At 35.4% G+C, this 25,529-nt stretch carries 40 protein-coding genes and 1 pseudogene; 11 read left to right on the top strand and 30 right to left on the bottom strand.

Features of this window, described 5'->3' with window-relative positions; translation table 11 throughout:
• Nucleotides 1-67: 67 nt before the first annotated feature.
• Genes rpsP through rimM form a run of 3 tightly spaced genes read left to right on the top strand, consistent with a single transcriptional unit; the run spans nt 68 to nt 1,057 of the window.
• Complete coding sequence (gene rpsP / locus FI695_04210; GenBank protein ID MQG51165.1) at nt 68-307, top strand: 30S ribosomal protein S16; 240 nt, start codon at nt 68-70, stop codon at nt 305-307.
• Between the two features lie 14 nt (nt 308-321).
• The gene (locus FI695_04205) at nt 322-552 is read left to right on the top strand and encodes a KH domain-containing protein (GenBank protein ID MQG51164.1); all 231 of its coding nucleotides are present in this window, start codon (nt 322-324) and stop codon (nt 550-552) included.
• Between the two features lie 7 nt (nt 553-559).
• Nucleotides 560-1,057 (top strand): 16S rRNA processing protein RimM, encoded by a 498-nt coding sequence (rimM, locus tag FI695_04200; protein MQG51163.1) that lies wholly within the window; start codon nt 560-562, stop codon nt 1,055-1,057.
• Here rimM and FI695_04195 read toward each other — a convergent pair.
• The 4 genes from FI695_04195 to FI695_04180 all read right to left on the bottom strand — a co-directional run bounded on the left by FI695_04195 (nt 1,052) and on the right by FI695_04180 (nt 4,750).
• Nucleotides 1,052-1,465, bottom strand: coding sequence for a Zn-ribbon domain-containing OB-fold protein (locus FI695_04195; GenBank protein ID MQG51162.1), 414 nt, complete (start codon nt 1,463-1,465; stop codon nt 1,052-1,054). The genes rimM and FI695_04195 overlap by 6 nt on opposite strands.
• Nucleotides 1,466-2,638 (bottom strand): hypothetical protein, encoded by a 1,173-nt coding sequence (locus FI695_04190; GenBank protein MQG51161.1) that lies wholly within the window; start codon nt 2,636-2,638, stop codon nt 1,466-1,468. It abuts the gene before it with no gap.
• A 162-nt stretch (nt 2,639-2,800) separates the two neighbouring features.
• Nucleotides 2,801-4,411, bottom strand: a complete 1,611-nt coding sequence (gene groL / locus FI695_04185) for a chaperonin GroEL (protein MQG51160.1) — start codon at nt 4,409-4,411, stop codon at nt 2,801-2,803.
• Nucleotides 4,412-4,456: 45 nt separating this feature from the next.
• Nucleotides 4,457-4,750, bottom strand: coding sequence for a co-chaperone GroES (locus FI695_04180; GenBank protein ID MQG51159.1), 294 nt, complete (start codon nt 4,748-4,750; stop codon nt 4,457-4,459).
• Between the two features lie 232 nt (nt 4,751-4,982).
• Between FI695_04180 and FI695_04175 the strand changes: the two genes are divergently transcribed.
• From FI695_04175 to FI695_04140, 8 genes and pseudogenes are all read left to right on the top strand, one after another.
• Entirely contained in the window at nt 4,983-6,038 is a 1,056-nt protein-coding gene (locus FI695_04175; protein ID MQG51158.1) for a zinc-binding dehydrogenase, read from the top strand.
• A 12-nt stretch (nt 6,039-6,050) separates the two neighbouring features.
• Entirely contained in the window at nt 6,051-7,070 is a 1,020-nt protein-coding gene (mtnA, locus tag FI695_04170) for an S-methyl-5-thioribose-1-phosphate isomerase (protein ID MQG51157.1), read from the top strand.
• 31 nt (nt 7,071-7,101) lie between these two features.
• Nucleotides 7,102-7,437 carry a rhodanese-like domain-containing protein gene (locus FI695_04165; GenBank protein MQG51156.1) on the top strand — a complete coding sequence of 112 codons (336 nt, stop codon included), beginning with the start codon at nt 7,102-7,104 and terminating at the stop codon, nt 7,435-7,437.
• A 194-nt stretch (nt 7,438-7,631) separates the two neighbouring features.
• Nucleotides 7,632-7,778, top strand: a pseudogene (locus FI695_04160) (DNA-binding protein).
• A 98-nt stretch (nt 7,779-7,876) separates the two neighbouring features.
• Nucleotides 7,877-9,145: an adenosylhomocysteinase gene (locus FI695_04155; protein ID MQG51155.1), complete on the top strand. Its 1,269-nt coding sequence runs from the start codon at nt 7,877-7,879 to the stop codon at nt 9,143-9,145.
• Between the two features lie 12 nt (nt 9,146-9,157).
• Nucleotides 9,158-10,360: a methionine adenosyltransferase gene (locus FI695_04150; protein MQG51154.1), complete on the top strand. Its 1,203-nt coding sequence runs from the start codon at nt 9,158-9,160 to the stop codon at nt 10,358-10,360.
• 8 nt (nt 10,361-10,368) lie between these two features.
• A complete protein-coding gene (locus FI695_04145; protein MQG51153.1) occupies nt 10,369-11,769 on the top strand; it encodes a phosphoglucomutase/phosphomannomutase family protein in 1,401 nt (466 codons plus the stop codon).
• A 7-nt stretch (nt 11,770-11,776) separates the two neighbouring features.
• On the top strand, nt 11,777-12,826 hold the full coding sequence (locus tag FI695_04140; GenBank protein MQG51152.1) for a hypothetical protein: 1,050 nt from the start codon (nt 11,777-11,779) through the stop codon (nt 12,824-12,826).
• Nucleotides 12,827-12,850: 24 nt separating this feature from the next.
• Here the strand turns inward: FI695_04140 and rpsI are convergent, their stop codons facing one another.
• The 26 genes from rpsI to rplP form a co-directional block, all read right to left on the bottom strand.
• On the bottom strand, nt 12,851-13,246 hold the full coding sequence (gene rpsI / locus FI695_04135; GenBank protein ID MQG51151.1) for a 30S ribosomal protein S9: 396 nt from the start codon (nt 13,244-13,246) through the stop codon (nt 12,851-12,853).
• Between the two features lie 17 nt (nt 13,247-13,263).
• Nucleotides 13,264-13,701, bottom strand: a complete 438-nt coding sequence (rplM, locus tag FI695_04130) for a 50S ribosomal protein L13 (GenBank protein ID MQG51150.1) — start codon at nt 13,699-13,701, stop codon at nt 13,264-13,266.
• Nucleotides 13,688-14,494, bottom strand: a complete 807-nt coding sequence (gene truA, locus FI695_04125) for a tRNA pseudouridine(38-40) synthase TruA (GenBank protein MQG51149.1) — start codon at nt 14,492-14,494, stop codon at nt 13,688-13,690. Before truA ends, rplM begins: the two co-directional genes overlap by 14 nt.
• Nucleotides 14,463-14,813, bottom strand: coding sequence for a 50S ribosomal protein L17 (locus FI695_04120; protein MQG51148.1), 351 nt, complete (start codon nt 14,811-14,813; stop codon nt 14,463-14,465). The genes truA and FI695_04120 overlap by 32 nt, the downstream gene beginning before the upstream one ends.
• A gap of 11 nt (nt 14,814-14,824) precedes the next feature.
• Entirely contained in the window at nt 14,825-15,844 is a 1,020-nt protein-coding gene (locus tag FI695_04115; GenBank protein MQG51147.1) for a DNA-directed RNA polymerase subunit alpha, read from the bottom strand.
• Nucleotides 15,845-15,873: 29 nt separating this feature from the next.
• The gene (rpsD, locus tag FI695_04110) at nt 15,874-16,464 is read right to left on the bottom strand and encodes a 30S ribosomal protein S4 (GenBank protein ID MQG51146.1); all 591 of its coding nucleotides are present in this window, start codon (nt 16,462-16,464) and stop codon (nt 15,874-15,876) included.
• Nucleotides 16,465-16,854 (bottom strand): 30S ribosomal protein S11, encoded by a 390-nt coding sequence (gene rpsK, locus FI695_04105; GenBank protein ID MQG51145.1) that lies wholly within the window; start codon nt 16,852-16,854, stop codon nt 16,465-16,467.
• A 15-nt stretch (nt 16,855-16,869) separates the two neighbouring features.
• On the bottom strand, nt 16,870-17,250 hold the full coding sequence (gene rpsM, locus FI695_04100) for a 30S ribosomal protein S13 (protein MQG51144.1): 381 nt from the start codon (nt 17,248-17,250) through the stop codon (nt 16,870-16,872).
• Between the two features lie 21 nt (nt 17,251-17,271).
• Entirely contained in the window at nt 17,272-17,388 is a 117-nt protein-coding gene (rpmJ, locus tag FI695_04095; GenBank protein MQG51143.1) for a 50S ribosomal protein L36, read from the bottom strand.
• An 8-nt stretch (nt 17,389-17,396) separates the two neighbouring features.
• Nucleotides 17,397-17,615: a translation initiation factor IF-1 gene (gene infA / locus FI695_04090; GenBank protein ID MQG51142.1), complete on the bottom strand. Its 219-nt coding sequence runs from the start codon at nt 17,613-17,615 to the stop codon at nt 17,397-17,399.
• Nucleotides 17,616-17,636: 21 nt separating this feature from the next.
• On the bottom strand, nt 17,637-18,341 hold the full coding sequence (gene map, locus FI695_04085; GenBank protein MQG51141.1) for a type I methionyl aminopeptidase: 705 nt from the start codon (nt 18,339-18,341) through the stop codon (nt 17,637-17,639).
• Between the two features lie 125 nt (nt 18,342-18,466).
• Complete coding sequence (locus tag FI695_04080) at nt 18,467-19,117, bottom strand: nucleoside monophosphate kinase (protein MQG51140.1); 651 nt, start codon at nt 19,115-19,117, stop codon at nt 18,467-18,469.
• Between the two features lies 1 nt (nt 19,118).
• Nucleotides 19,119-20,429, bottom strand: a complete 1,311-nt coding sequence (gene secY / locus FI695_04075) for a preprotein translocase subunit SecY (GenBank protein ID MQG51139.1) — start codon at nt 20,427-20,429, stop codon at nt 19,119-19,121.
• 47 nt (nt 20,430-20,476) lie between these two features.
• Nucleotides 20,477-20,920 (bottom strand): 50S ribosomal protein L15, encoded by a 444-nt coding sequence (locus FI695_04070; protein MQG51138.1) that lies wholly within the window; start codon nt 20,918-20,920, stop codon nt 20,477-20,479.
• Nucleotides 20,917-21,141 carry a 50S ribosomal protein L30 gene (rpmD, locus tag FI695_04065; protein ID MQG51137.1) on the bottom strand — a complete coding sequence of 75 codons (225 nt, stop codon included), beginning with the start codon at nt 21,139-21,141 and terminating at the stop codon, nt 20,917-20,919. Before rpmD ends, FI695_04070 begins: the two co-directional genes overlap by 4 nt.
• On the bottom strand, nt 21,113-21,634 hold the full coding sequence (locus FI695_04060; GenBank protein MQG51136.1) for a 30S ribosomal protein S5: 522 nt from the start codon (nt 21,632-21,634) through the stop codon (nt 21,113-21,115). Before FI695_04060 ends, rpmD begins: the two co-directional genes overlap by 29 nt.
• On the bottom strand, nt 21,634-22,065 hold the full coding sequence (locus FI695_04055) for a 50S ribosomal protein L18 (GenBank protein ID MQG51135.1): 432 nt from the start codon (nt 22,063-22,065) through the stop codon (nt 21,634-21,636). Before FI695_04055 ends, FI695_04060 begins: the two co-directional genes overlap by 1 nt.
• Nucleotides 21,983-22,528 (bottom strand): 50S ribosomal protein L6, encoded by a 546-nt coding sequence (locus FI695_04050; GenBank protein ID MQG51134.1) that lies wholly within the window; start codon nt 22,526-22,528, stop codon nt 21,983-21,985. The genes FI695_04055 and FI695_04050 overlap by 83 nt, the downstream gene beginning before the upstream one ends.
• A 22-nt stretch (nt 22,529-22,550) precedes the next feature.
• Complete coding sequence (gene rpsH, locus FI695_04045) at nt 22,551-22,946, bottom strand: 30S ribosomal protein S8 (GenBank protein ID MQG51133.1); 396 nt, start codon at nt 22,944-22,946, stop codon at nt 22,551-22,553.
• A 7-nt stretch (nt 22,947-22,953) separates the two neighbouring features.
• Nucleotides 22,954-23,259, bottom strand: a complete 306-nt coding sequence (gene rpsN / locus FI695_04040; GenBank protein MQG51132.1) for a 30S ribosomal protein S14 — start codon at nt 23,257-23,259, stop codon at nt 22,954-22,956.
• Between the two features lie 11 nt (nt 23,260-23,270).
• On the bottom strand, nt 23,271-23,849 hold the full coding sequence (gene rplE, locus FI695_04035) for a 50S ribosomal protein L5 (protein ID MQG51131.1): 579 nt from the start codon (nt 23,847-23,849) through the stop codon (nt 23,271-23,273).
• 2 nt (nt 23,850-23,851) lie between these two features.
• Entirely contained in the window at nt 23,852-24,166 is a 315-nt protein-coding gene (locus FI695_04030; protein MQG51130.1) for a 50S ribosomal protein L24, read from the bottom strand.
• Nucleotides 24,167-24,535 carry a 50S ribosomal protein L14 gene (gene rplN / locus FI695_04025; protein ID MQG51129.1) on the bottom strand — a complete coding sequence of 123 codons (369 nt, stop codon included), beginning with the start codon at nt 24,533-24,535 and terminating at the stop codon, nt 24,167-24,169.
• Between the two features lie 9 nt (nt 24,536-24,544).
• A complete protein-coding gene (gene rpsQ / locus FI695_04020; protein ID MQG51128.1) occupies nt 24,545-24,862 on the bottom strand; it encodes a 30S ribosomal protein S17 in 318 nt (105 codons plus the stop codon).
• Nucleotides 24,863-24,864: 2 nt separating this feature from the next.
• Nucleotides 24,865-25,065, bottom strand: a complete 201-nt coding sequence (locus tag FI695_04015) for a 50S ribosomal protein L29 (protein MQG51127.1) — start codon at nt 25,063-25,065, stop codon at nt 24,865-24,867.
• A 24-nt stretch (nt 25,066-25,089) separates the two neighbouring features.
• Entirely contained in the window at nt 25,090-25,512 is a 423-nt protein-coding gene (gene rplP / locus FI695_04010; protein ID MQG51126.1) for a 50S ribosomal protein L16, read from the bottom strand.
• Between the last annotated feature and the right edge of the window lie 17 nt (nt 25,513-25,529).

Below are 25,529 nucleotides of genomic sequence, written 5' to 3'. Positions count from 1 at the left end.
TTTGACAATAACGAGGAACAAAGATAGAATTTTCTTTCTAGCTCATATAGTAATTATAAGGTTTTAAATGCTAAAAATAAGATTGAAACGTGTTGGAGCAAAAAAACAACCTTCATACAGAGTTGTGGTTGCTGATTCTCGATCTCCAAGAGATGGAGCATTCATTGAGCTCGTCGGCACATATGACCCAAAAACTGACCCCCCAACAATTAACTTAAACCATAGTAAAATAGATGAATGGATTGCTAAAGGAGCTCAGCCCTCTGATGCAATGAAAAGTATTCTTAACCAAACTACAAAAGAATAGAGGATTGGTTTATTATGAAAGAACTTGTTGAATACATCGCAAAATCCTTAGCTAGTAACCCTGACGAGGTAATAGTAGAGGAAGAAGAGGACGACGAAGGGAAAGTTATTCTTAAACTCACAGTTGCTGAAGAAGATAAAGGAAAACTGATAGGCCGCGAGGGAAGAGTTGCTCAAGCAATAAGAGTTCTCTTAAGAGTAGCTGCAGTTAAAGCAGGAACCAGAGTTAATTTAGAAATTCTCTAAAGTTTAAATGATGGAATCAGATCTTGTTGCTGTTGGTCAGATTTTTTCCATTTTTGGAGTCAAGGGGCAAATAAAAGTAAGACCCCTGTCTGATATTAAGTCCCGTTTCACCACTGGCAACAAAATAATAATTAATAACCAAGAGGTATTAATACAAAAATCTTCTAAACAAAAGTGGTATTACATTTTACTACTCGATGGTTATAACACTCCAGAAAAAGCAAAAACACTTAAAGAGAAATATATTTACGTAAAGCCTTCACAAACCCCGCCACAGCAAAACGATACTTATTATTATTATGAATTAATTGGTATAAATGTATTCAACGTTAACAAACAATATCTGGGTAGAATATCAAATATTCTTACTACTGGTGCAAATGATGTTTACGTTATAACAACTGATAATAATGAAGAAGTACTCGTACCAGCTATAAAATCAGTAATTGTTGATGTAAATATCAAAAGTCAAAAAATGACTGTAGACCAGCCAAATTGGTTATAAAGGTTCAAACATAGGTACATGAATTTCATTTGTTGCTTGAACAAACGTTACTTTTACATCCATACCAATTGTGACACTTTTAGGGTCACAATTTATAATATTTGAAAATAATTTAACACCCTCATCAAGTTCAACCAACGCTAATACGTACGGAACATCTTCGTTAAATCCAGGAGTCCTGTTTTGATAAGTGACTGTATATGTCCAAACCTTTCCAGTACCTTTAGCCTCAACATATTCTATATCCTTAGACCAACACCCTGAACAAAACCCCCTCGGATACCATTGATATCCACAAGATTCACAATGCTGAATCATTAAATGCCCTTTTCTTGCAGCATCCCAAAATTTTCTAGTTTCACCTGTCACTGTAGGTAATGGTTTTTTCCATTGAATTTGATTTACCATCTAATCACCTCCTAGAATAATCGTACCACCGCTATGTCTATCACCTAATGCACCGCCTGTTCCATGTGCTAATACAAGATTGCAATTTTCCACTTGTCTTGGAGTACCTGCAAAATCTCCTCTAAGCTGCCTAGTGGCCTCAATAAGTAAAAACATACCTCTCATACCTGGATGATTAGAAGAAAGCCCTCCCCCGTCAGGATTCAATGGCAATTCCCCTCCCAGTTCAATTCTTCCACCACTTACAAAATCTCCACCTTCGCCTTTTTTACAAAACCCTAAATCTTCTAAAGTTTCGACAACAGTAATGGTAAATGAATCATAAATCATAGCCATATCTAAATCTTTATGTTTTACTCCTGCCATTTCCATCGCAGGGGCTCCGGTTTGTGCCGCAGCTATGTTAATCAAATCTCTTTTGCCAGCACCCTGATGTGCTATAGCTTCCGCCATACCCAACACCCATGCAGGTTTTGTTTTACAATTTCTTGCAACCTCTGGAGAGGCTACAACGACAGCACCTCCACCATCAGAAATAATACAACAATCATTCAAATGCAATGGATCTGAAATGATTCTTGACGCCAATACATCTTCAACAGTTATCGGATCTCGAAATAGTGCATTGGGATTTAATCCTGCATGTTTTCTCATAGCCACTGCAACTTCTGCCAACTGTTCACTGGTTGTTCCGTACTGATGCATATGTCTTCTAGCAATCATTGCATATAATCCAACTGTTGTTTTTCCATATAGGTCTTCAAAACTTCCTGGTACGGGATCTGAAAGACTTGAACCATATCGAGCAAATCCACCTGTTCCTACTAAAGTACCAGTTACGCGTGGAGTTGATGCATATACTATAACAGCACAATTGATTCTTCCTGCAGCAATGGCAGTAACTGCATGAGACAAATGAAATTCAAAAGATGCACCTCCAACAGTTGTAAAATCTGCATATTTAGGTTGCATATTGAGATAATCTACCAAATTATATCCACTCAAACCGCCAGCGCTAAAAATAGCATCTACATCTTTTTTTTCTAATCCTGCATCTGCTAAAGCACCAATAATACTCTCTGCCATTATTAAAGTTTCGCTTTTGTCAGGAGCATATCTAACCGGGTGTTCATAAGCGCCTACAATTGCAGCCGATTTGCGCAAATCTGTCATATAAATCCTCCACTGCTTTTTCTTTATTGCCTGATAGTATCACTCAGCAAATTGTTATTTACAATAAAAGAACATGAATAATAAAGACGTTTTTTACAAATAGAGGGTACTCATAATATTTTGAGTACCCTCTATTGATGTATTTATTGTTAATCCAGTGTATTAGTAATCCATTGGAGGGGCAGCTGGCATAGCTGGCGCCTTACTAGGAATTTCTGTTACCAATGACTCAGTAGTTAGTATCATTGCAGCAACACTGACTGAATTTTCAACAGCAGCTCTGGTAACTTTTGTTGGGTCCATAATACCAAACTCCATCATTGAACCAAATTTTTCATTCTCAGCATCGTATCCATAATCACCTTTGCCCTTTTTAATAGCATCCAAGATTACAGACCCTTCAGCACCTGAATTAAACGAAATTACTCTTATTGGCTCATCAATTGCTTTTAAGACAATCTGCGCTCCAGTTGCCTCATCTCCTGTTAATTTAAGTTTAGCTACTGACTGAGATGCACGAACTAATCCACATCCTCCACCAGGTACTATACCTTCTTCAACAGCAGATCTAGTTGCTGATAACGCATCTTCTACACGCGCTTTTTTCTCTTTGAGTTCTACTTCAGTAGCCGCTCCAACTTGTATGATTGCCACTCCACCAGAAAGTTTTGCTAATCGTTCTTGTAATTTTTCTCGATCAAATTCTGAGGTTGTTTCTTCAATTTGGGCTTTAATTTGATTGATTCTTCCTTGTATTGCCTCGTCTGAACCATGTCCTTCAACAACAGTTGTTTCCTCTTTAGTGGAAACAACTCTTCTTGCTCTACCAAGATCTTCAACAGTAACTGAATCAAGTTTTCTTCCCACTTCTTCACTGATTACATGTCCGCCTGTTAATATAGCCATGTCTTCAAGCATAGCCTTTCTTCTTTCTCCAAATCCTGGAGCTTTAACAGCAATAACATTAAGAGTTCCTCTTAATTTGTTGACTACCATTGTTGCTAATGCTTCACCTTCTATATCTTCTGCAATAATTACAACGTTCTTGGTTATTTGTAATACTTTTTCCAATGCAGGTAAAACATCTGAAACAGCAGTTATTTTTTTGTCAGTGATTAAAATATAAGGGTCATCATTAACAGCTTCCATTCTTTCAGGATTTGTGACCATATAAGGACTTATATATCCACGGTCAAATTGCATCCCTTCAACATACTCTACGTCATATTGAAGTCCGCGAGATTCTTCAACAGTGATTACACCATCTTTACCCACTTTTTCCATAACTTCTGCAATTAAGTCACCAACTTCTTGTTCATGTGCAGATAAAGCAGCAACTTGTGCAATTTGTTCTTTTCCTTCTACAGTTTGAGATAATTTTCTCAATTCGGCACGTATACTTTCAACTGCTTTATCCATGCCTCTTTTTAAAGCTAAAGGATTTGCTCCAGCCGCAACATTTTTAAATCCCTCAGTTACTAAGGCTTGTGCTAAAACTGTAGCAGTTGTTGTTCCATCTCCAGCAACATCATTAGTTTTACTTGCTGCTTCTTTTAATAATTGTGCACCCATATTTTCAAAAGGTTCTTCTAACTCAATTTCTTTTGCAATTGTCACACCATCACTACAAACAGTAGGTGGGCCAAATTTTTTATCTAGAATAACATTTCTGCCTCTAGGTCCTAAAGTCACACTAACTGAATCTGCAAGGGCGTCAATTCCTTTTTTTAAAGATCTTCGTGCCTCTTCACCAAACGATAATTGTTTAGCCATATTTAATTCCTCCAAAACAATTTATTTTTTCTATTACCTAATGAATTATCCTACTTTAGCAAGTATATCTGACTCCCTGAGTACTAAATAATCCTCGCCTTCTTCTTTGAGTTCAGTTCCAGCGTACTTTGAATATACAACTATATCTCCAACTTTTACTTCAAGTTCAATAGTTTTACCATCATCTGTTACCCTACCTCTTCCCACTGCAACAATTTCACCTTCCTGTGGTTTCTCTTTTGCAGTATCTGGTAGCACTAACCCTGAACTAGTTACTTCTTCTTTCTCGATAGGTTTTACAACTACTCTATCGCCAAGTGGTTGAAAAGATCGGTTCACATTTTCCTCCTTAAATACAATAACAACTTTGCGTACAAAATCAGCAAACGGACACTCCACTAGCTGATCAGACTGATATATTATTACCTATATAAAGTTGTGTCAAGATTAGAAAAATTAACGCCTCCAATAACAACAAAATAGATTAAAACCAGACTTTTTATGTTATAATGATGATCCCAAATTCCTCAGTCATAATTTACATGCAATTTTATTTTTACAAGGAGTTAATTTGAAAACAAAAGCAGCTGTTCAATTCACCTTAGATGGACCTTTGGAACTTGTAGATTTAGAAATTCCTGATCCTAGAGAAAACCAAGTAATAGTAAAAATGTATTCTAGCGGTGTATGCCATTCCCAACTTCACCAAATGGCAAATCCAAACCTCCCTAGACCACTTGTGCTTGGTCATGAAGGCACTGGATTTGTCACAAAAACAGGAAAAAATGTTTCTCATGTTTCTGAAGGAGACCATGTAATCGTTACATGGGTTAAGCGGGTCGAAACACAAGGGTCTATACCTGCCGAACTTAGTGGTGCTTCATATCATGAAATCCCGGTTAATGGAAATGTTTACACATTAGGAGAAGATGTATTAACAAATAGTGATTATGTTGTACCGATTGATAAGGAATATCCAACAGATATATCCTGTATTGTTGGATGTGCAGTTTTAACAGGTGCGGGGGCAGTAATAAATACCGCACAAGTAAAACCTGGGGAATCAGTTGCAGTATTTGGAGTTGGCGGAGTTGGATTATGCGCCATACAAGCTGCTTCTATTAGCAAAGCAAATCCAGTAATTGCAGTTGACCTAGATGATGAAAAATTAAAATTTGCGCAAGAATTTGGAGCAACACATTTAATCAATGCTTCTCAAAACGATCCAATTGAACAAATTAAAGACATCACAAATGGAGGAGTAGATTACGCATTCGATGCAATTGGTGTGAAAATCACTAATGAGCAAATTCTTGAATCTACAAGATCAGGCGGTTCTGGAGCAAATAATCTTGGAGGAACAGCTGTCTTAATAGGATTGCCACACGGGAATCACACAATGTCCATTCCACCCAGATTGTTTGTTGGTGGGCAAAGACTTTACAAAGGAAGTTTAGGGGCTACATATCCTGATACCGATTTCCCCATGTTCCTAGATTGGTATAAAAATGGGCAGTTCCCTCTCGACAAACTAATCACCAAACGATATAAATTTGATGAAATTAATGAAGCATACCAATCACTTTCTAATGGGGAAATTCTTGGGAGATCTATTGTTGTATATTAGAGAAAGGGAGATATGCCAGAAATTTACCCTTTAGAATGGTCAAATGAACGATTAAAAATACTTGACCAGACTAAACTTCCAAAAGAACAAGCAGTGATTATTGCTAACAACTATATTGATGTACTAGACAGTATTAAATCTATGTCTATTAGAGGTGGATCTATACTTAGCATTGCAGCTGCATATGCTTTAACTTTAGCTGCAAAGAGTGTTTCTACTAATGATGTTCAAAAATTTTTAGAATATCTAGAAAATGTCATTCATGAAATTATAAATTCTCGACCATCTATGGATAGCTTATTAAAAGTTACATATAAAATTTTTGATAAATTAAATTCACTCTCAACTGTGCAAGAAATGAAAGATTTTGTGCAAAAAGAAGCAGAAAAAATACATAAAGAGGATCTATCAATTAACTATCGAATAGTAAATTTAGGTGAAAATCTAATATCTACCGGACAAACAATATTAACCCATGGTAATACTGGTGCACTATCAACTTCAGGATATGGGACAGCTCTAGGTATAATACGAAAAGCCCATGAATCCAAGAAAAATATCAATGTGGTCGTCACAGAAACTAGGCCATTCTTACATGGGGCAAGACTTACTACTTGGGAATTAGCACAACTAGGCATACCAACAAACTTAATTGTCGATTCAGCAGCAGGTTTTATGATGATAAATAAAAAAATAGATTCTGTTATTGTAGGAGCTCAAAGGATAGCTAAAAATGGCGATTTTGCAAATGAAATAGGAACTTATTCTCTAAGCGTAATCGCGAAGCAAAACAATGTTCCATTTTATGTTGCCGCCCCGACATCAATAATTGATATAGAATCAGCAAACGGAGCTTCATTGCCAATCGAAGAACGCAACAGAAATGAAGTTATACATATTAATGATTCAGAGATAGCACCTAAGTCCATCTCTGTGACAAATATAACAACAGATATAACCCCACATGAAAATATTTCTGGATTTATTACCGAGTCTGGTATAATATATCCACCATTCAATAATACTTTTTAGTGAAGTTTATAAATAATAAAAGGAGAATTTTATGAGTTCTAATACAGGGGAACCATTCCAAAGAATCACTATAGATAAAGCAAAAGAAAAAATTGATAGTGAAGAATGTACAGTTGTTGATGTTAGGCAACAAGACGAATGGGATAGTGGCCATGTTAAGAATGCAATACATATACCAGTTGATGAAATTCTTTCTAAAGTTGATCAACTGCCAGATTCTGGGTCATTATTATTCATTTGTGCAGCAGGAGTAAGAAGTGCCTTGGCGTGTGAATTAGCAGCATCTGTTGGTATAGAATCAGAAAGACTGTTTAATATAGAAGAAGGAACTCCCTCTTGGATAGCCAAGGGCTACCCAGCAGAGTAATTAATTAACTAGAAGTGAGGTAATCAATCGTGAATAAAACAAAACGCGTATCTTTGATGAAAAGACGAAAAAGGGCTAATAAACTACAGATAAAAACAAGGTTAGAAAATCCAGTTGTAAAAACTAGAGTTCCAACACGAACCTCTCGTGTTAATAATTTAGAAACAGTCGCTGAAGTTACAAAACCTACTACTGCTAAAAAACCTAGTGTTGCCAAAAAAACTACTACTAAAAAAGCTACTACTAAAAAAGCTACTACTACTACTAAAAAAACTACTGCTAAAAAAACTACTGCTAAAAAAGCCACTACTACTAAAAAAGAACCAACTGATAAGTCTTAGCTTTTTTATGACATGAAAAAGAAAATAATAGTCCAACTAAAATAGTTATTAAATATACTATCATATACATGTGCGGAAGTTTTCCATAGGAGAGATGAATGGCATCTAATTTAACACCAAATGATATAGCAGACCACAAATTATCTGATGTTGGAATTGAAAGAATTAATTGGGCATCAACAGATATGCCTGTGCTTAACTCAATCAAAACAAGGTTTGTTAATGAAAAACCCTTAAAAGGGATAACCATAGCTGCCTGCCTACATGTAACCACAGAAACTGCAAATTTAATGATTACCTTAAAGAGTGGGGGGGCAAACGTATTGCTTTGCGCTAGCAACCCTTTAAGTACACAAGACGATGTTGCTGCTGCTTTAGTCAATGAATATGGGATATCAACATTCGCAATCAAAGGTGAAAATAATGACAAATATTATGAACATATAAAAGCAACCTTGTCGTATAAGCCAAATATAACTATGGATGACGGGGCAGATTTAGTATCAGTAATACATAACAATCCGAAAGAATACAGTAATTCAATCATTGGAGGTACTGAAGAAACAACTACAGGAGTTATACGATTAAAAGCCTTATCAAGTGAAAATAAATTAATATATCCAATAATTGCAGTAAATGAAGCGGCTACAAAACATCTTTTTGATAATCGATATGGAACAGGTCAAAGCACATTAGACGGAATAACTAGAGCAACAAATATACTCTGGTCTGGTAGAAAAGTTGTGGTTGCCGGCTATGGATGGTGTGGAAGAGGTATTGCTTCAAGAGCTAGAGGATTAGGTTCCAATGTTATAGTCACTGAAGTTAATCCCACAAGAGCTTTAGAAGCAATAATGGATGGTTTTTCCGTAATGCCTATGGAGGAAGCTTCAGTTGTTGGAGATGTGTTTATCACAGCCACTGGAGGTATTAAGGCAATTGACACAAATCATATGTTAAATATGAAAGACGGAGCAATTATAGCTAATAGTGGGCATTTTAATGTTGAAATTAATATACCAGGACTACAAGAAATATCCTTATCTTCTAAACTCACAAGACAATATATCGAACAATATACTGTAAATGATAAAAAGATAAATTTACTTGCGGAAGGCCGCTTGGTAAATCTTGCCGCTGCTGAAGGCCATCCTTCTAGTGTAATGGATATGAGTTTTGCTAATCAGGCATTATGTGTAGAACATATCATTAAATTCAATAAATCATTATCAATTTCAGTCCATGACGTACCAAAAGAAATAGATGAAGAAATAGGGAGACTAAAATTATCTACTATGGGTGTATCTATAGACAATTTAACTCAAGAACAAATTAAATACTTACATAGCTGGACCACAGGTACGTAGAAAGAGAGAGATATGGTATCTACTTTTAACGATTCCAATAGTTTTTTGTTTACATCTGAATCTGTAACAGAAGGCCATCCTGATAAGGTTTGTGATCAAATATCTGATGCAATTTTAGACTCAGTATTAGCACAAGATCCCAATGCAAGAGTAGCGTGTGAAACATGCGTAACTACAGGATTAGTAATTATTATGGGCGAAATGACTACTAAAACATATGTGGATATTCCTGATATTGTGCGATCAACACTAAAAAATATTGGTTATACTAATGCTGAATTTGGAATAGATTACAACACATGTGGTGTTATGGTTTCAGTAAAAGAACAATCTCCAGAAATTTCTTCTGCTGTTAGTAAATCTCTAGAAGCACGAGAATCAAAAAATGAGAATGAAAATGAAACCATTGGAGCAGGAGATCAGGGAATGATGGTAGGGTATGCATGTAATGAAACCCCCGAACTAATGCCATTACCAATCTCTCTAGCTCACAAATTAACAAAAAGACTTGCTGAAGTTCGGAAAAATTCCACTTTAAATTATTTAAGGCCAGATGGAAAATCGCAGGTTACAGTAGAATACTCGCAGGGAAAACCGAAAAGAATTCACACTATTATCGTTTCTGCTCAACATAGCCCAGAAGTTAAAGCTGACCAACTAGAAAAAGAATTACGATCAAATGTAATCAAGCCCATTATACCCGAATCTTTAATTGATGAATTTACTGAAATAAAAATCAATCCATCGGGTCTTTTTGTATTAGGAGGGCCTAATGCTGATACTGGACTTACAGGTAGAAAGATTTTAGTAGACACCTATGGTGGTAGTGCCCGCCATGGTGGGGGAGCTTTTTCCGGAAAAGATCCTACAAAAGTTGATAGATCTGGTGCATACGCAGCAAGACATGTGGCAAAAAATTTAGTTGCTGCTGGTATTGCAGAAAGAGCAGAAGTACAAATTTCATATGCAATCGGTATGGCAAAACCCATATCCGTAAGTGTGGAAACTTTTGGAACATCACATCTTTCTGATCAAAAGATATCTGAAATTGTTAACACATACTTTGATCTTAGGCCCCAGGCAATAATTAATAATATGAATCTCAGAAATCCTATTTATACCCCCACAGCTTCTTATGGACATTTTGGTAGAGAAGACTTAGATTTGCCTTGGGAATCAACTGATATTGCCAAATTAATAAAAGAGCAATTATAGGAGACATTTTGGAAATTAAATTTGGAACAGATGGCTGGCGTGACATTATGGGCCAAGGATTTAATATCCAAACAGTTAGAGAATGTATTCAAGGTCTATCAAATTACTTGATTAATACAAATCAAAACAATAAACCAATTATAGTTGGATACGACACAAGAAAAGATTCTAATTTTTATGCCAAGGAAATAGCGAAGATATTGACCGCCAATTCAATACCTTGCATCTTGTCCAATACATTTTCTCCAACACCATCTCTTAGTTTTAGCGTAATCGATAAAAACGCAGGTGGGGCTTTAATAGTTACATCAAGCCACAATCCTTATAACTGGAATGGAATAAAGTACAAGTCTGAATATGGTGGAAGTGCTTCTTTAGACGTGATTAAGCAAGTAGAAGAAGAAATATCTAAAGTAAACTCTAATATCTTAACTAAATCTAAAAACAATCTATTAACAAATTTTGATCCAAAACCAAATTATATCGACAATATAAAAAATTTCGTTGATTTGGAGTTAATTAATTCAAGTAAAATAAATATTCTTGTAGACTATATGTATGGAGCAGGAATAGGTTTTTTAGACGATTTCTTTAATAATAATCGAGGAAATGTCATTGAATTGCATAAAGATCCTAACCCCTCATTTCCAGATATCAACCAACCAGAGCCTATACCCAAAAATCTCGAGGAAATGCAAACACAACTATTAGAGAATAAATATGATCTCGGAATTGCTTTTGATGGAGATGCTGATCGACTTGGGTTATTTGACGGTCAAGGAAATTACATCAATACCGCTGAAGCTTTTGCTCTTATTATTTTACATTTATTTGAGAATAAAAAATTATTAGGCGGGATTGTTACTTCTATAACAATGGGAAGTATATTTACTAAAATAGCTAAATATTACAATGTCCCAATAATAGAAACCGCTGTTGGATTTCCTCATTTATGTGAGGCTATGCTTTCCCAAAACGCACTAATTGCTGGAGAAGAAAGTGGAGGATATGCTTTTAAATTTCATGTACCTGAAAGAGATGGAATAATAAGCGCGTTACTAATCCTTGAATTATTAGCAACAAGCAAAAAAAGTTTACAACAACTTAAAAATGAAATGTATTCTAAATTTGGTAGAACATTTTTTGACAGATCAGATTTTGGCTATACAGCAAAGCAATATTCCATTATTGTTAAAAAATTACAAGATATAACAATAGAAAGCATTGATAATAAATCAATTATATCTACTTCTGATATGGATGGTATTAAATTTTACTTGAAAGATGATTCTTGGGGTACTATACGAATTTCAGGAACAGAACCGTTAATAAGAATTTATGCCGAATCGCACAGCCAACATGAAGTTACAAATATAATTAATGAGTTAAAAGATTACATATTTTGTTAGGAGATTATTGAGAAATTCAGATTATTTAGATCAGCTTAATATATATAAAAAATACGATTCCACAAAATATATCCAAAGAATAACTAATTCAACTGAATTATTTCAGGATGGAATTAATACAAAAAATGTTAATAATATTGCGATTGACCCCAATATTACATCGATTTACTTTATGGGAATGGGGGGATCAGGAATAGGCGGAGAAGTATTTGTAGATCTAGTCAAAGATCAACTCAAGCTACCTACACAAATAGTTAAAACATGGAATACACCTAAGTCAATCAATGAGCAATCTTTGGTATTTATTTGTTCATACTCAGGAAATACAGAAGAAACAATAAAAATGTTTAATGACTCAATTGAGCAAAAAGCTAGTATAGTAATCATTTCACAAGGAGGAGATTTAACTAATATAGCGAAGCAACGAAAAATTCCTTTAATAGAAATACCTAACACTCTCGAAGCAAGAAGCTCCTTATCCTTTGTACTAGGTTCTCTTATCGCTTTTTTTTCAAAAAATAACTTAATTGATATTAATCACGAAGAAATAAATGACTGTTTGAGTATAAATGAAACCTTGATTGATGGTTTGCAAATTCGAATTCCAACTTCGCAAAATCTAGCAAAGGATATTAGTACTAAAATTCTCAACTGCCTTCCTATTATTATAAGTGGGGATTTTCTTACATCTACAGCGAACCGTTGGAGAACTCAAATAAACGAAAATAGTAAAACAATTGCTGTAATAGATAATATACCGGAAATGTTTCACAATTCTATTGAGGGTTATCAATCAAAAGTTTTTAAACAAACAAATCCCTTTTTTATTTTACTTACATCAAATTTATATCCTGAATCAGTAAAGAAAAAATTTAATCAACTAAAAAGCTTATTGAAAAAACAGGACTTGTTGTATAGAGAGATAAATGGAGTTGGTAATTACAAACTTACGCACCTGTTTTCTTTATTAACACTTGGTGACCATATAAGTTATTATTTAGCAATGGCTAACGAATTAGACCCTCACTATAATCCTATTATTACCGAATCGAAATAGTAATATCTTTGATAAAAATTATACTTATCTCTTGCTATATTGTTGAGCTTTACGAGCGCGTTTAAGCCCATATTTTTTTCGTTCCTTGATTCTCGAATCTCTGGTAAGTAACCCATTTTTTTTGAGAATTGGTTTTAATTCCTCGTCCATAGCTACCAATGCTCTAGCAATTCCATGTCTAATTGCACCAGCCTGGCTAACTATACCACCGCCAGCAACCTTTACCTGAATGCTGCACTTACCCGTATTATTTGTGACGTCTAATGGTCTATTTATCATAGTTTGCCATGTATCCCAACCAAAAGCCTCAGTAAAAGGTTTTCCATTGACAACTACGCTACCAGGTTCTTTATATAATCTAACCTGTGCTATAGATGTTTTTCTTTTACCAACACCATGGTAATACTGTTCATTAGCCATTATGAAGTCTCCTATTTCTAACTGTTTGAAATTTGTGAATTATGTGGATGTTCTTGAGAAGGATAAACTTTTAATCGTTTAAACATTTGTCTACCTATTGCATTCTTCGGTAACATTCCTTTTACTGCATTGTATATAACTTTTTCTGGAACCGTTTCCATTAACTTGGACAAAGGTCTTTCTTTAAGACCCCCAGGATAGCCAGAATGATGATAATAAACTTTGTCCTCAATTTTATTTCCTGTAAGAGCAATATCTTTGGCATTTATAACAACTACAAAGTCTCCTGTCAATAAATTAGGTGTGTATGTTGGCTTATCTTTGCCCTGAAGTATTACGGCAACTTTAGAAGCCAATCTACCCAAAGGTTGATCTGTTGCATCAATTAAATGCCAATTTGGGTCTAAAGATCCACTTTTAGCTGTATAGGTTTTTTTTCTTTTAATAATAGTCATATTCAAACATATCCTTGTATTTAACTTTTAATAGAACTAAACCACATGCCGGTAATGTGGGTATATTTGGTCTAGTAATCTGATTATCAATGTCAATGAGTTTTTCAACTTCTTCTGAATCAAACTTATTCAAACCAACCTGATAAAGTAGACCTGCTGTCCTTCTTACCTGATGAGGTAAGAATGCATTTGCTTCTAAATCAATGTACAGTCTTTCATCATCAATATTTATACTCACGTCCATTATATTTCTAACTGTACTACCATTATATTTCCCACAAAGATTTACAAAATCGTGTGTACCTTTTAACGCAAACAATGCCTTTGTCATTTTATCAACATTTATATGTTTGGATACCCGATATGCATATCTTTCTGATAATGGAGATCTTGTAGGCCTATTTAAAAATGTATATCTATATCTTCTACTAATAGCATCTCTTCTAGGACTAAAGGTTATTGGAGTTTCGTAAGCCTTCTGAACTGCAATATCAGATGGTAGAAAATGATTTATCCCTGATTCTATATCTTTAATATTTAGATTAGTATTTGTTACAAACGATGCTATCTGTCCTTTTGCATGAACACCTGTATCTGTCCTTCCAGCACCTTCTATTCGTTCTGTTGAAAGATTTAGGTTATTCAATGCATTTTCAATTTCACCTTGTATTGTGGGATAATTTGGTTGATATTGAAAACCATAATACTTAGTTCCATCATATTCAATTAGTAAAGCGATTTTCCTATCCATTCTAATCCTTTTACACCAATTCCAATATGGCCATAGGGGCATTATCGCCTTTTCTATTTCCTATTTTAAGTACTCTGGTGTAACCACCATTTCTTTCATTATATCTAGGACTAATATCATCAAATACTTTCGAAACAACCCTACTATCAGGTAAAAAAGACATTGCTTGTCTTCTATCATGTAAAGAACCTTTTTTACCATAGGTAATCAATTTTTCAACTAAAGCTTTTGCTTCTTTAGCTTTTGCTTCAGTAGTCGTAATTCTTTCGTTAATAATTACAGATCGTACTAAAGACCGATATAATGCCTTTCTTTGATCAGCAGGTCTATTAAAATGTCTTCCTTTTATTCTATGTCTCATATAAAACCTCTTTACTCTTCAGCATCTTCGTCATCTGAAGATTCTACATTTTCAGTGTTTTCTTCAGGAAGAAGATTAAGTTCTTTTAATTTATCGAAGAGCTCATCCATAGATTTTTGTCCAAAATTTCTAATTTGCATTAGTTCAGATTTATCTTTTTCTAATATTTCTCCAACTCGATTAAGTTTAGCTCTTTTTAAACAATTTAAAGTTCTGGCTGATAAGCCTAATCCATCGACAAGACTATTATAAATCTCTGGAGGGACTGAAGAATTTGTACTACTGGAAGATTCTTCTTCCCCACCTTCTGCAATACTAGTTCCTATTGCTGTCAATAAATTTGCACTTTTTACTAGAAGATTACCTGATTCGATGAGGGATTCAGATGGCATAATAGTACCATCTGTCCAAATTTCAACAATTAGCTTTTCATAATCTGTAACTTGACCAATTCTCATTGGTTCTACTGCATAACTAACTTTTGATACTGGGGTATAAATAGAATCTACGGGCAAAACTCCTATAGGATACCCTTCATTACTATTTGCTGAAATATATCCTGATCCTTTTTCAACATTAAATTCTATAACTAAATGAGCATCTGGAGAATCTAGTGTTGCAATATACAGTTCCGGATTTACAATTTCAAAGTCGCCTGGAACCATAATATCTCCGGCTGTAATTACTCCTTCTCCAGAAACATCTAGCCTTAATTTTCCTGGGCGATCAGAGAGTGCTTTTATCCTTATTTCTTTGAATTTAAGCAATAATTCAAAAACTTCCTCACGAACATGGGGAACAGAAGTATATTCATGCGAAACACCATCTATTTTAACCCAAGTTATGGCAGCTCCAGGTATTGAACCAAGTAAAACCCTCCTTAGTGGATTACCTAAAGTCATACCGTAACCTCTATCTAAAGGACCTAGAGAAAAACGACCATATCTTTCGTCTTCTTCTTCGACTAGTAATACTGGTATTACTGCCATAGAATCATTTAATTCTTCTTCTGTTGATGGCATCATTGCCATGATTTCCTCCTGTCGTTACAAGAATTTAATTATCTTGAATAAAACTCAACAATTAATCTAGTATCAATAATTAATTCAACATCACTAAGCGTTGGCTCGGATAATACTTCACCAGAAAGCCGACTTGAATCGACATTTAGCCATGTAGGGACTACTGACTCAAACCCAGCGTTATCTGAGGCATTTTTCACAATGTCAGATGATTGAGAACTTTCTTTCCATGTAATTTGATCACCAGTTTTAAGTTGATAAGAAGGGATATTAACCTTCTTAGAATTTACTTGAATGTGGCCATGGCTAACGTACTGACGGGCTTGTGGTCTTGTTTTTGCAAAACCAAGTCTATACACAACGTTATCCAAGCGATTTTCGAGTAGTTGAAGTAACCTATCTCCAGTAACACCTTCAAGATTTGAAGCCTTCAAATAGTAATTACGGAACTGTCTTTCTAAAATCCCATAGAGATATTTAGCCTTCTGTTTTTCTCTCAACTGAAGTCCATAATCTGATAAACGTCTCCCTCTTCCAGTACCTGTCCTCTTGGTATCAGGTTTCCCATTTTTTAAAGGTAATCCAAATCTTCTATTTTTTTTATTTTTTGGGCCAGTATATCTTGCCATTTATACTCTCCTCTTTTTTGGAGGTCTGCATCCATTATGCGGAACTGGGGTAACATCACGAATACTGTTCACAGCTATACCTGAGGATTGTATAGCTCGTATTGCAGCTTCTCGTCCAGCACCAGGGCCTTTAACCATAACATCAATTTCTCTTAAACCATGCTCCATTCCTCTTTTAGCAACCGCTTCCGCTGCTCTCTGGGCAGCAAATGCAGTACTTTTCCTTGCTCCCTTAAATCCAACCATTCCAGCACTTCCAGATGCTATAGCATTACCTTCTAAATCAGTCAGTGTAATGATGGTATTATTAAAGGTTGAGGATATATAAGCATTACCTTTTGGTACAGATTTTCTATCTCTTCTTCTAGGCCTCTGACGAGATTGTGTCATTATTTCTCCTTATATCTATTTCTTTATTACTTTCTTTTTATTTGCAATAGTTCGTTTTCCACCTTTTCGACCTCTTGCATTTGTTTTCGTTCTTTGTCCTCTCACTGGAAGACCAGTTCTGTGACGAACTCCTCGATAAGTCCCAATGTCAATCAATCGCCTTATATTCATATTAACTTCTCGGCGTAAATCTCCTTCAACTGTGTGATCTTGGTCTACAATTTCTCTAATCTGTTGAAGTTGAGATTCTTCAATATCGCCAATCTTGGGATTTCCTTCTAAACGAACTTGCTTTAGTATTTTGGAAGCAGCTGTTGGACCTATGCCATAAATCATCGTAAGTCCCAATTCTATTCTTTTATTATCAGGTATATCTACACCAGCTATACGAGCCATCTTTCCTCCTTACAAAGTTTATTAACCTTGTTTTTGTTTATGCCTAGGTGTTGTTGAACAAATAACTTGTACAACATTATTTCTTTTAATTATTTTGCACTTGTCACATCTTTTTTTTACAGAAGCTCTTATTTTCATTTTATCCTCTATCTAAATCTAAAAGTAACTCTTCCTCTAGTTAAATCATATGGAGAAAGTTCTACTAAAACTTTGTCTCCAGGTAAAACCCTTATGTAATTCATTCTCATTCTTCCTGATATATGGGCTAAAACCTCATGTCCATTTGCTAGTTCAACCTTAAACTGTGCATTTGGTAATGTATCTATTACTGTCCCTTCTACTTCTATTGTTTCTTTTTTTGACATATTCTCCCTTAAATTCCACCCCTAAGTTAGTACTTCTGGACCATTTTCGGTTATAGCAACGGTGTGTTCCCAATGTGCAGCAAGACTATTGTCAGCTGTAACTATTGTCCATTCATCATCAAGAGTGCGAGTTTTCCATGTGCCTAAAGTAAACATAGGTTCTATTGCCAGAACCATCCCCGGAACAAGTTTTGGGCCCCTTCCAGCCACACCAACGTTGGGAACACTTGGTTCCTCGTGTAAAGATCGACCAATACCATGCCCAACAAAATCTTTTATCACCCCATACCCTTTTGAGTCACCTATATTTTGTACTGCTGCAGCAATATCACCAATTCGATTACCTGGGATTGCCTGAGCTATTCCTGCTTCCATTGCAGCTTTAGTGTCTAAAACTAAGTTTTTTGTTTTATTGTCTGATTCTCCCATAATTAAAGTAATAGCAGTATCACTATAAAACCCTTCAACAATTGCACCTTGATCAATACTAACGACATCGCCTTCCTGAAACACCCTGTCACCAGGAATTCCGTGAACGATTTCATCATTTATAGAAATACAAAGAGTTCCCGGGAAACCTCTATACCCCTTAAAGGCGGGTATGGCACCCATGCTTCTTATCTGATTTTCTGCAATAAGATCTAATTCTTTTGTCGTCATACCTATTCGTATTTCTTTTTTTATTGTTTCTTTTGTACCTATAGCTACTTCTCCTGCACGACGCATAATATCTATCTCTTTCTGAGATTTTATTATTATTCCTTGCTGTTGTGTTCCTAAAATTATATTCACTCTTTTTTTCCCTTTTCCCGAGATATGGTATTGTACATCAAAGTATCAATTAATCCAAATCATTGATTTATACCTAATTTGATTTGTATCTCAGATTCAACGATATCAACATCCTGTTCACCATCTACACTGATTAAAATTTCTTGATTTTTATAGTAATCCAATAATTGGTTAATTAAAGGGATCTGTGTTTTTAATCTATTTTCAACCACGTCAGGTAAATCATCTTTCCTTTGGGTTAAACTCTGCTCATTACATACTGGACAATTTGAATCCATCCCCATAATATCGGATTTTGACAAAATAGCGTTACATGACTTAATCGTACATATAACTCTATCAGAAAGCCGTCTTACCAATTCATTTTGTGCCACTTCGATATATACAACATTGTTTATATTTCCATTAACAGCTTTATGTAAACTTTCTGCTTGTTCCAGTGTTCTTGGAAACCCATCTAATATAAAACCGTTATTGCAGTCCTCTTCTTCAATTCTTTGAAGAATCATATTTATTGTTATGTCATCTGGCACTAGTGCACCTGTACTCATATATTTATTAGCTTCAATACCTAATGCTGTTTCATTACTTAAATGAAAACGAAACAAATCCCCAGATGAAACCATAGGGATATTCATAACATTTGAAAGTATTTTAGCCTGAGTCCCTTTACCAGCACCTGCTAGGCCTAAAAAAACAATATTATTCATACTAATTCATAAACCCTTCATAATTTCTCATAAGCAATTGGGATTCCAGCTGGCGTAATGTATCAAGAGCAACACCAACTACAATTAGTAGACTCGCAGAACTTAATTGAATAGCTTTAATGTCTGTTATTAATGTGGCAAAATACGGCATTACTGCTATAAGTCCAAGAAATATGGCGCCACCCCAAGTTATTCGTATGATTAACCGATTAAGGTAATCCCCTGTAGGTTTACCTGGTCTTATTCCTGGTATAAAACCGCCATTTCTCTGCAATGTAGCTGGTAGGTTTTGTTGTTGGAACATAATCATCGTGTAAAAAAAAGTAAAAGCTACAACTAATATAAACACAAATAGCCAATACCAGGCTGTATCAGGAGAAAAAGTAACAGTAAAAAAATTAGCTATCTTGCCACCAATTGATTCACTGGTGGGGTCTGCAAAAAAGGATGCAAGGGTTGCTGGCAAAATCATTATTGAAAAAGCAAATATCAAGGGAATCATACCTGCCGAATTTACCCTCAAAGGTAAATAGCTTGTACCTTGTTGGCGATACATACGCCCCCCTCGAAAGGAGCTCCGCCCATATTGCACAGGAATTCTTCTTTGTGCTTCGTTAAACAAAACTATCAAAAAGACAATAACCAAACCTAGTATAACCAATGTTAAAAGGCCTCCCAGGTTACTATTCCTTTGTATAAACCCTTGTCCAATCACTGTTGGAAAGTTTGCAACTATACCAGCAAATATAATTATTGAAACACCGTTACCAATTCCATGTTCTGTAATCAATTCACCAAGCCAAACTAAAAAAGCAGTACCAGCAGCAAGTGATAACAAAATCGCAATAGTGTCTAAGCCAAATGTCGAACTAAATGACTCCTCACTAATACCTCCAAGTCGCTTCATTAAAGTTAATTGACCATATCCTTGTGCTATGGCTATTGGTATCATCATATAATGAGTTATTTGGTTAATCTTCTGTCTACCCTGTTCACCTTCCTTTGCAAGGTTTTGTAGGTACGGGATTACAGGATTCATTATTTGCATAATAATTGAAGCAGTAATATAAGGATAAACACCAAGAGAAATGATGCTAAGGGATCTAAGCCCACCACCACTGAAAAGATCAAAAAATCCTAATAGTTGACCAGTAGGGTCCCCTTGTTCAAATAGACGGCTAATCATTCCTTTATCGACATTAACAACCGGAACGTGAGCTAGGGCTCTAAACACAACTAACATACCAAGAGTAAATAATATTTTAAATCTTAAGTCAGGTGTGCGAAATGAATCAATCAGCGCTTGTAACAACGCTGGTCTTCCCGGTCCTTTATTTCTTGACGCTGAGGTAGTCATACTTATAGCAGCTCTATCTTTCCTCCTGCATTTTCAATTGCACTTTGAGCTTGTTCTGAGAATTTATGTGCTTTGACAGTTAAAGCTACATCAATTGATCCTCTTGCAAGAACTTTTATTTTTGTTTTTTCGTTTTTTATGAGCCCTTTTGCCCTAAGCTCTTCCAGTCCAACAGTACTACCGGATTCAAAAGAATTTAAAGATGAGATATTCACAGGATGATATTCAGTTCTAAACTTATTGGTAAAACCTCTAAGCATAGGAAGCCCCTTAATCATAGACAATTGACCTCCAGCGAAACCTCGTTTTATTGATCCGCCACTTCTTGATTTCTGGCCTTTCATCCCTCTAGTAGCATAATTTCCCATTCCACTACCATTTCCTCTCCCAACTCTTCTTCTATTACGTTTTGAACCATCGGCAGGCTTTAATTCATGTAGTTTCATGAGCCACCTTTCTTTCCATCTGTAATGGAAACATCCTCTATGGATACTAAATGTTTAACTTTATGAAGCATCCCATTAATTGTGGGTGAACTTTCATGAATAACATTCTGATTTAATTTTCTAAAACCTAAGGCCTTTACTATCTTTCTTTGGTTTTGAGGCAAACCTATTGTACTTCTGACTAAAGTTATCTTAATTTTGGACATCTTCAGAGCCTCCATCTTGGACTTCTTCAGCACCAGAATTTTTTTCGCTTAATTGTCCTAGAGCTGAAATAGTTGCACGTACTACATTGATTGGATTTTGGCTTCTTAAAGATTTCGCAACAACATCCTTGACCCCACTTTGTTCCAAAACTGCACGCATAGAAGCACCGGCACGAATTCCTGTACCTTGCGGAGCAGGCTTAATAATAACCTGAGCTGCACCATATTTAGCTTCAACTTGATATGGAATTGTAGTTTCTTTCAAATCAAAACTTACAAGGTTTTTTTGAGCAACAGATGTGGCTTTTTGCACGGCGTCAGGTATAGCCTCGGATTTCCCTAATCCCACACCAACTTTACCTTTGCCATTGCCTATCACTACTAGTGTTCTAAAACTTAAATTACGACCACCTTTGACAACTTTAGCAACTCTTTTAATATCAACAACTTTTTCAGAAAATTCAGGTTGATAATCTTGCTGATTTGTATTATTTCTGTTGAATGTCATTAGAATTCAATTCCTCCCTCTCTAGCACCATCTGCTAAAGATTTAACTCTGCCGTGATATTTGTAACCACCTCTGTCAAAAACCACTTTGCTAATTCCTGCTTTTTTAGCAAGTTCAGCAATGTTTTTACCTACAATATATGCAATTTCAGATTTTTTTTGACCACCAGTATCAAGTTTCAAGCTTGAGGAAGCTACTATAGTATTGCCTAACGAATCATCAATGATTTGTGCATAAACATTATTTAAACTTCTAAATACTGTAAGTCGGGGTCTTTGGGATGTCCCTATCACCTTCTTACGCACTCTTGCATGTCTAGAAATCATTTGTCCTTTTTTTGTTGTTATTTTAGCCACCGCTAGCTCCACTCTTACCGGCTTTTCTTCTAACTTGTTCACCTTGGTAACGAACACCTTTGCCAGTATAAACATTAGGTTTTCGTAATTTTCTGATATTTGCCGCAGTTTCACCAACAGCCTGTTTATCAATACCTTGTATTTTAATCAAATTATTTCCTTCTAATTCAAAAGTTATTCCTTCTTTGGGTTGAACATCAATAGTATGCGAGTAGCCTAATTGCAAATTTACCCCTTTGCCTGATTGTTGTACTCTGTACCCAACACCAACTAATTCTAGTGTTTTTTCGAAACCAGAGGAAACACCCTCTACCATATTTGCAACAAGTGACCGTATTAAACCATGGAGAGATTTGTGTTCTTTTGATTCACTTTGACGAGTAACCAAAACTTGATCTTCTTCTTGTTTGAGTATAATCCCATCGTTAACATATTGTGAAAGCTCGCCTTTTGGTCCCTTTACTGTCACCATGCTCTCAGCTATCTCAATTGTTACACCAGACGGTATTTGTATTGGTTTGTTTCCTATCCTTGACATTTTTTCTCCTTAGTTAAATTGTTTACCATACATGGCAAAGCAATTCTCCTCCAATTCCTTTTTTCCAGGCCTGTTGGCTTGTCATAACCCCATCAGGGGTGGAAATGACTGAAATTCCTCTTGAGCCGAAAAACTTAGAAAGTTCTTTGTTATTCATATAAACTCTTAAACCTGGCTTGCTAACTCTTCTCAGTCCTTCAATAGCTGGTTTATCACTATCGTATAACAAACCAATTTGTAATCTTTTCTTATTTCCATCCGCAGTAATTTCATAATTATCGATAAAATTACTTTGTCTTAATATTTCAAGTATCGAAACTTTTAGTTTTGAGTGAGGAGTATCAACTTTCTCACGTCGTACTAGAATACCGTTTCGTATTACTGTTAACATATCAGCTATAGGATCTGTCATACTCACTTAGCACCTACCAACTTGCTTTTCTTATACCTGGAAGTTCACCTCGAAGGGCTAATTCTCTAAATGTTATTCTTGAAAGTCCAAAATGACGAATGTAACCACGTGATCTGCCAGTTACGAAACATCGATTCTTTTTTCTTGTTGAATGGGAATTTTTAGGGAGTTTTGCCATGTTTAAACGTGCTTGTTGTCTTTCATCCCAACTTAAATTACTATCTAATGCTATAGAGCGATTTGTTTCCCACTGATCACTATATTTTTCGATCATTCTATCTCTTTTTTTATCTCTTTCTACACAAGCTTTTCTTGCCATTTTCTACCTCGTTAATTTTGACGATTTTGATTTTGTATAAAAGGAAATCCCATCAACTGTAATAATCTTAATGCCTCTTTATCTGAATTTGCTGAGGTTACAACAGTAACCTGAAAAGATCTTAATTTATCTATTTGGGCATAATCTATTTCAGGAAATATTACTTGCTCATTTATTCCCAAAGAATAGTTTCCTCTTCCATCAAATGATTTTGTCGGTATACCTCTAAAATCCCTAATCCTAGGTAAGGCAACATTTATCAATCTATCCACAAATTCATACATTCGTTTAGATCGTAAAGTTGCCATAACGCCTATACTCATACCTTCACGAATTTTGAACCCTGCCAATGAATTTCTTGCTTTTGTAATTACAGGTTTTTGTCCAGAAATGGTTGAAATCATTCTAACAACTGATTCGATAGCATTTGAATTTGTTAGTGATTCTCCAACCCCAACGTTAAATACAACTTTTTCTAATTTTGGAACTTGCATCGGTGATTTATACCCAAATTCTTCAATCATTACAGGCATAATATCTTGACGATATTTATTTAATAAAGTTGGTGTTGCTACTTGTTTACTTGTCATGATTACTGATCTACCATTTCACTACATAAATTACAAACTCTTACTTTTTTGCCATCCTCAAGTAAGGTATATTTTATTTTTACCCCTTTATTACATTTGGGGCACATTAATTGAACTTTAGATATATCTAAAGAAGCTTCTTTAGTTATAATCCCTGACTGTCTCATATCAGAGTTAGCCTTCATATGTCTTGAAACCATATTTGTTCCTTCAACAATAATTTTCGAGTGTTTGGGAAAAACTTGTTGAACTTTACCTGTTTTTCCCGCATCCTTACCGGATAATATTTTAACTTGGTCATCTTTTTTGATTTTCATTTATAAAACCTCCGGAGCTAAGGACACAATTCGAGTGAAATTTTTTTCTCTCAATTCCCTCGCTACTGGTCCAAAAATTCTCGTGCCTCTTGGTTGTTGGCTCTCTGTTAATATGACTGCTGCATTTTCATCAAACTTGATATATGAACCATCTTTTCTTCTTATAGGAAATGATGTTCGGACTATAACAGCTTTAACCACATCGCCCTTTTTTACAGCAGCTCTGGGCTCTGCCTCTTTCACTGAAGCAACAACGATATCACCTACATATGCATATCTTCTTCCGGTACCTCCAGGAACATTAATACATTGAATCGATTTTGCTCCGGAATTATCTGCCACTTTTAATTTTGAGTATGTCTGTATCACTTTTTCCCTCTATGCATCTTCTGTTTGACTATCTGTGGCATTTTCCTCTGCCAATGGTGAAAGATCTTGCTGATTCATTTCACTCTTTTTATTAATATTCAAAACTCTCCATCTTTTGGTTTTAGATATTGGTCGAGTTTCAATAATTGATACATTGTCTCCCACAACACATTCATTATTTTCGTCATGTACATTGTATTTAGATACTCGACGAATTCTTTTGCCATATATTCTATGCTTTTGCATTCGTTCAACTTCAACAAGTATGCTTTTATGCATTTTGTCACTTACAACTGTACCTATTCTAATTTTTTTAATCTTTTCCATTATTATTCCTGCCCGAGTATTTCTCTTTCACGAATTACCGTGTTTAACCTAGCTATTTTCTTTCTAACTTTACTTATTTGAGAAGTATCGTTTAATTGCCGCGTAGCAGCACCAAATCGAAGCGCCATTAATTCTTTATGACTGTCTTCCATCTCTTTTGCTAAATCTTCTCTATTCATTTTTCTAATATCTTGAACGTCCATTATTTATCCCTACTACATTATTAATTAAGCAGTATATAAATCCTCTTTACCCACAGTTTTTACCTTTATGGGAAGTTTTTGAGAAGCCAGCCACAAAGCATCTCTCGCAACATCCTCTGATACCCCAGCAACCTCAAATAAAACCCTTCCAGGCCTAACTACAGCCACCCACTGATCAACAGCACCTTTTCCTCCCCCTTGTCGGGTTTCTAAAGGTTTACTTGTAATTGGCTTATCTGGAAAGATACGTATCCAAACCTGACCACCTCTTCTAAACCTTCGAGTTATAGTTCTTCTTGCAGCTTCGATCTGTCTTGCAGTTATAAACGCTCTTCCAATGGCTTTCATTCCAAATTCACCAAATGTTATTTGGTTACCTGCCTGTGCATTGCCTTTCCTTCTGCCGCGATGCATTTTTCTATATTTAGTTCTCCGTGGTTGTAACATTACCTTCCTCCAAAGAA

The organism is SAR202 cluster bacterium (genome assembly GCA_009392515.1).
Lineage (GTDB): Bacteria > Chloroflexota > Dehalococcoidia > Lucifugimonadales > UBA6952 > UBA6952.
This window is presented reverse-complemented; position numbering and strand designations above follow the sequence as displayed.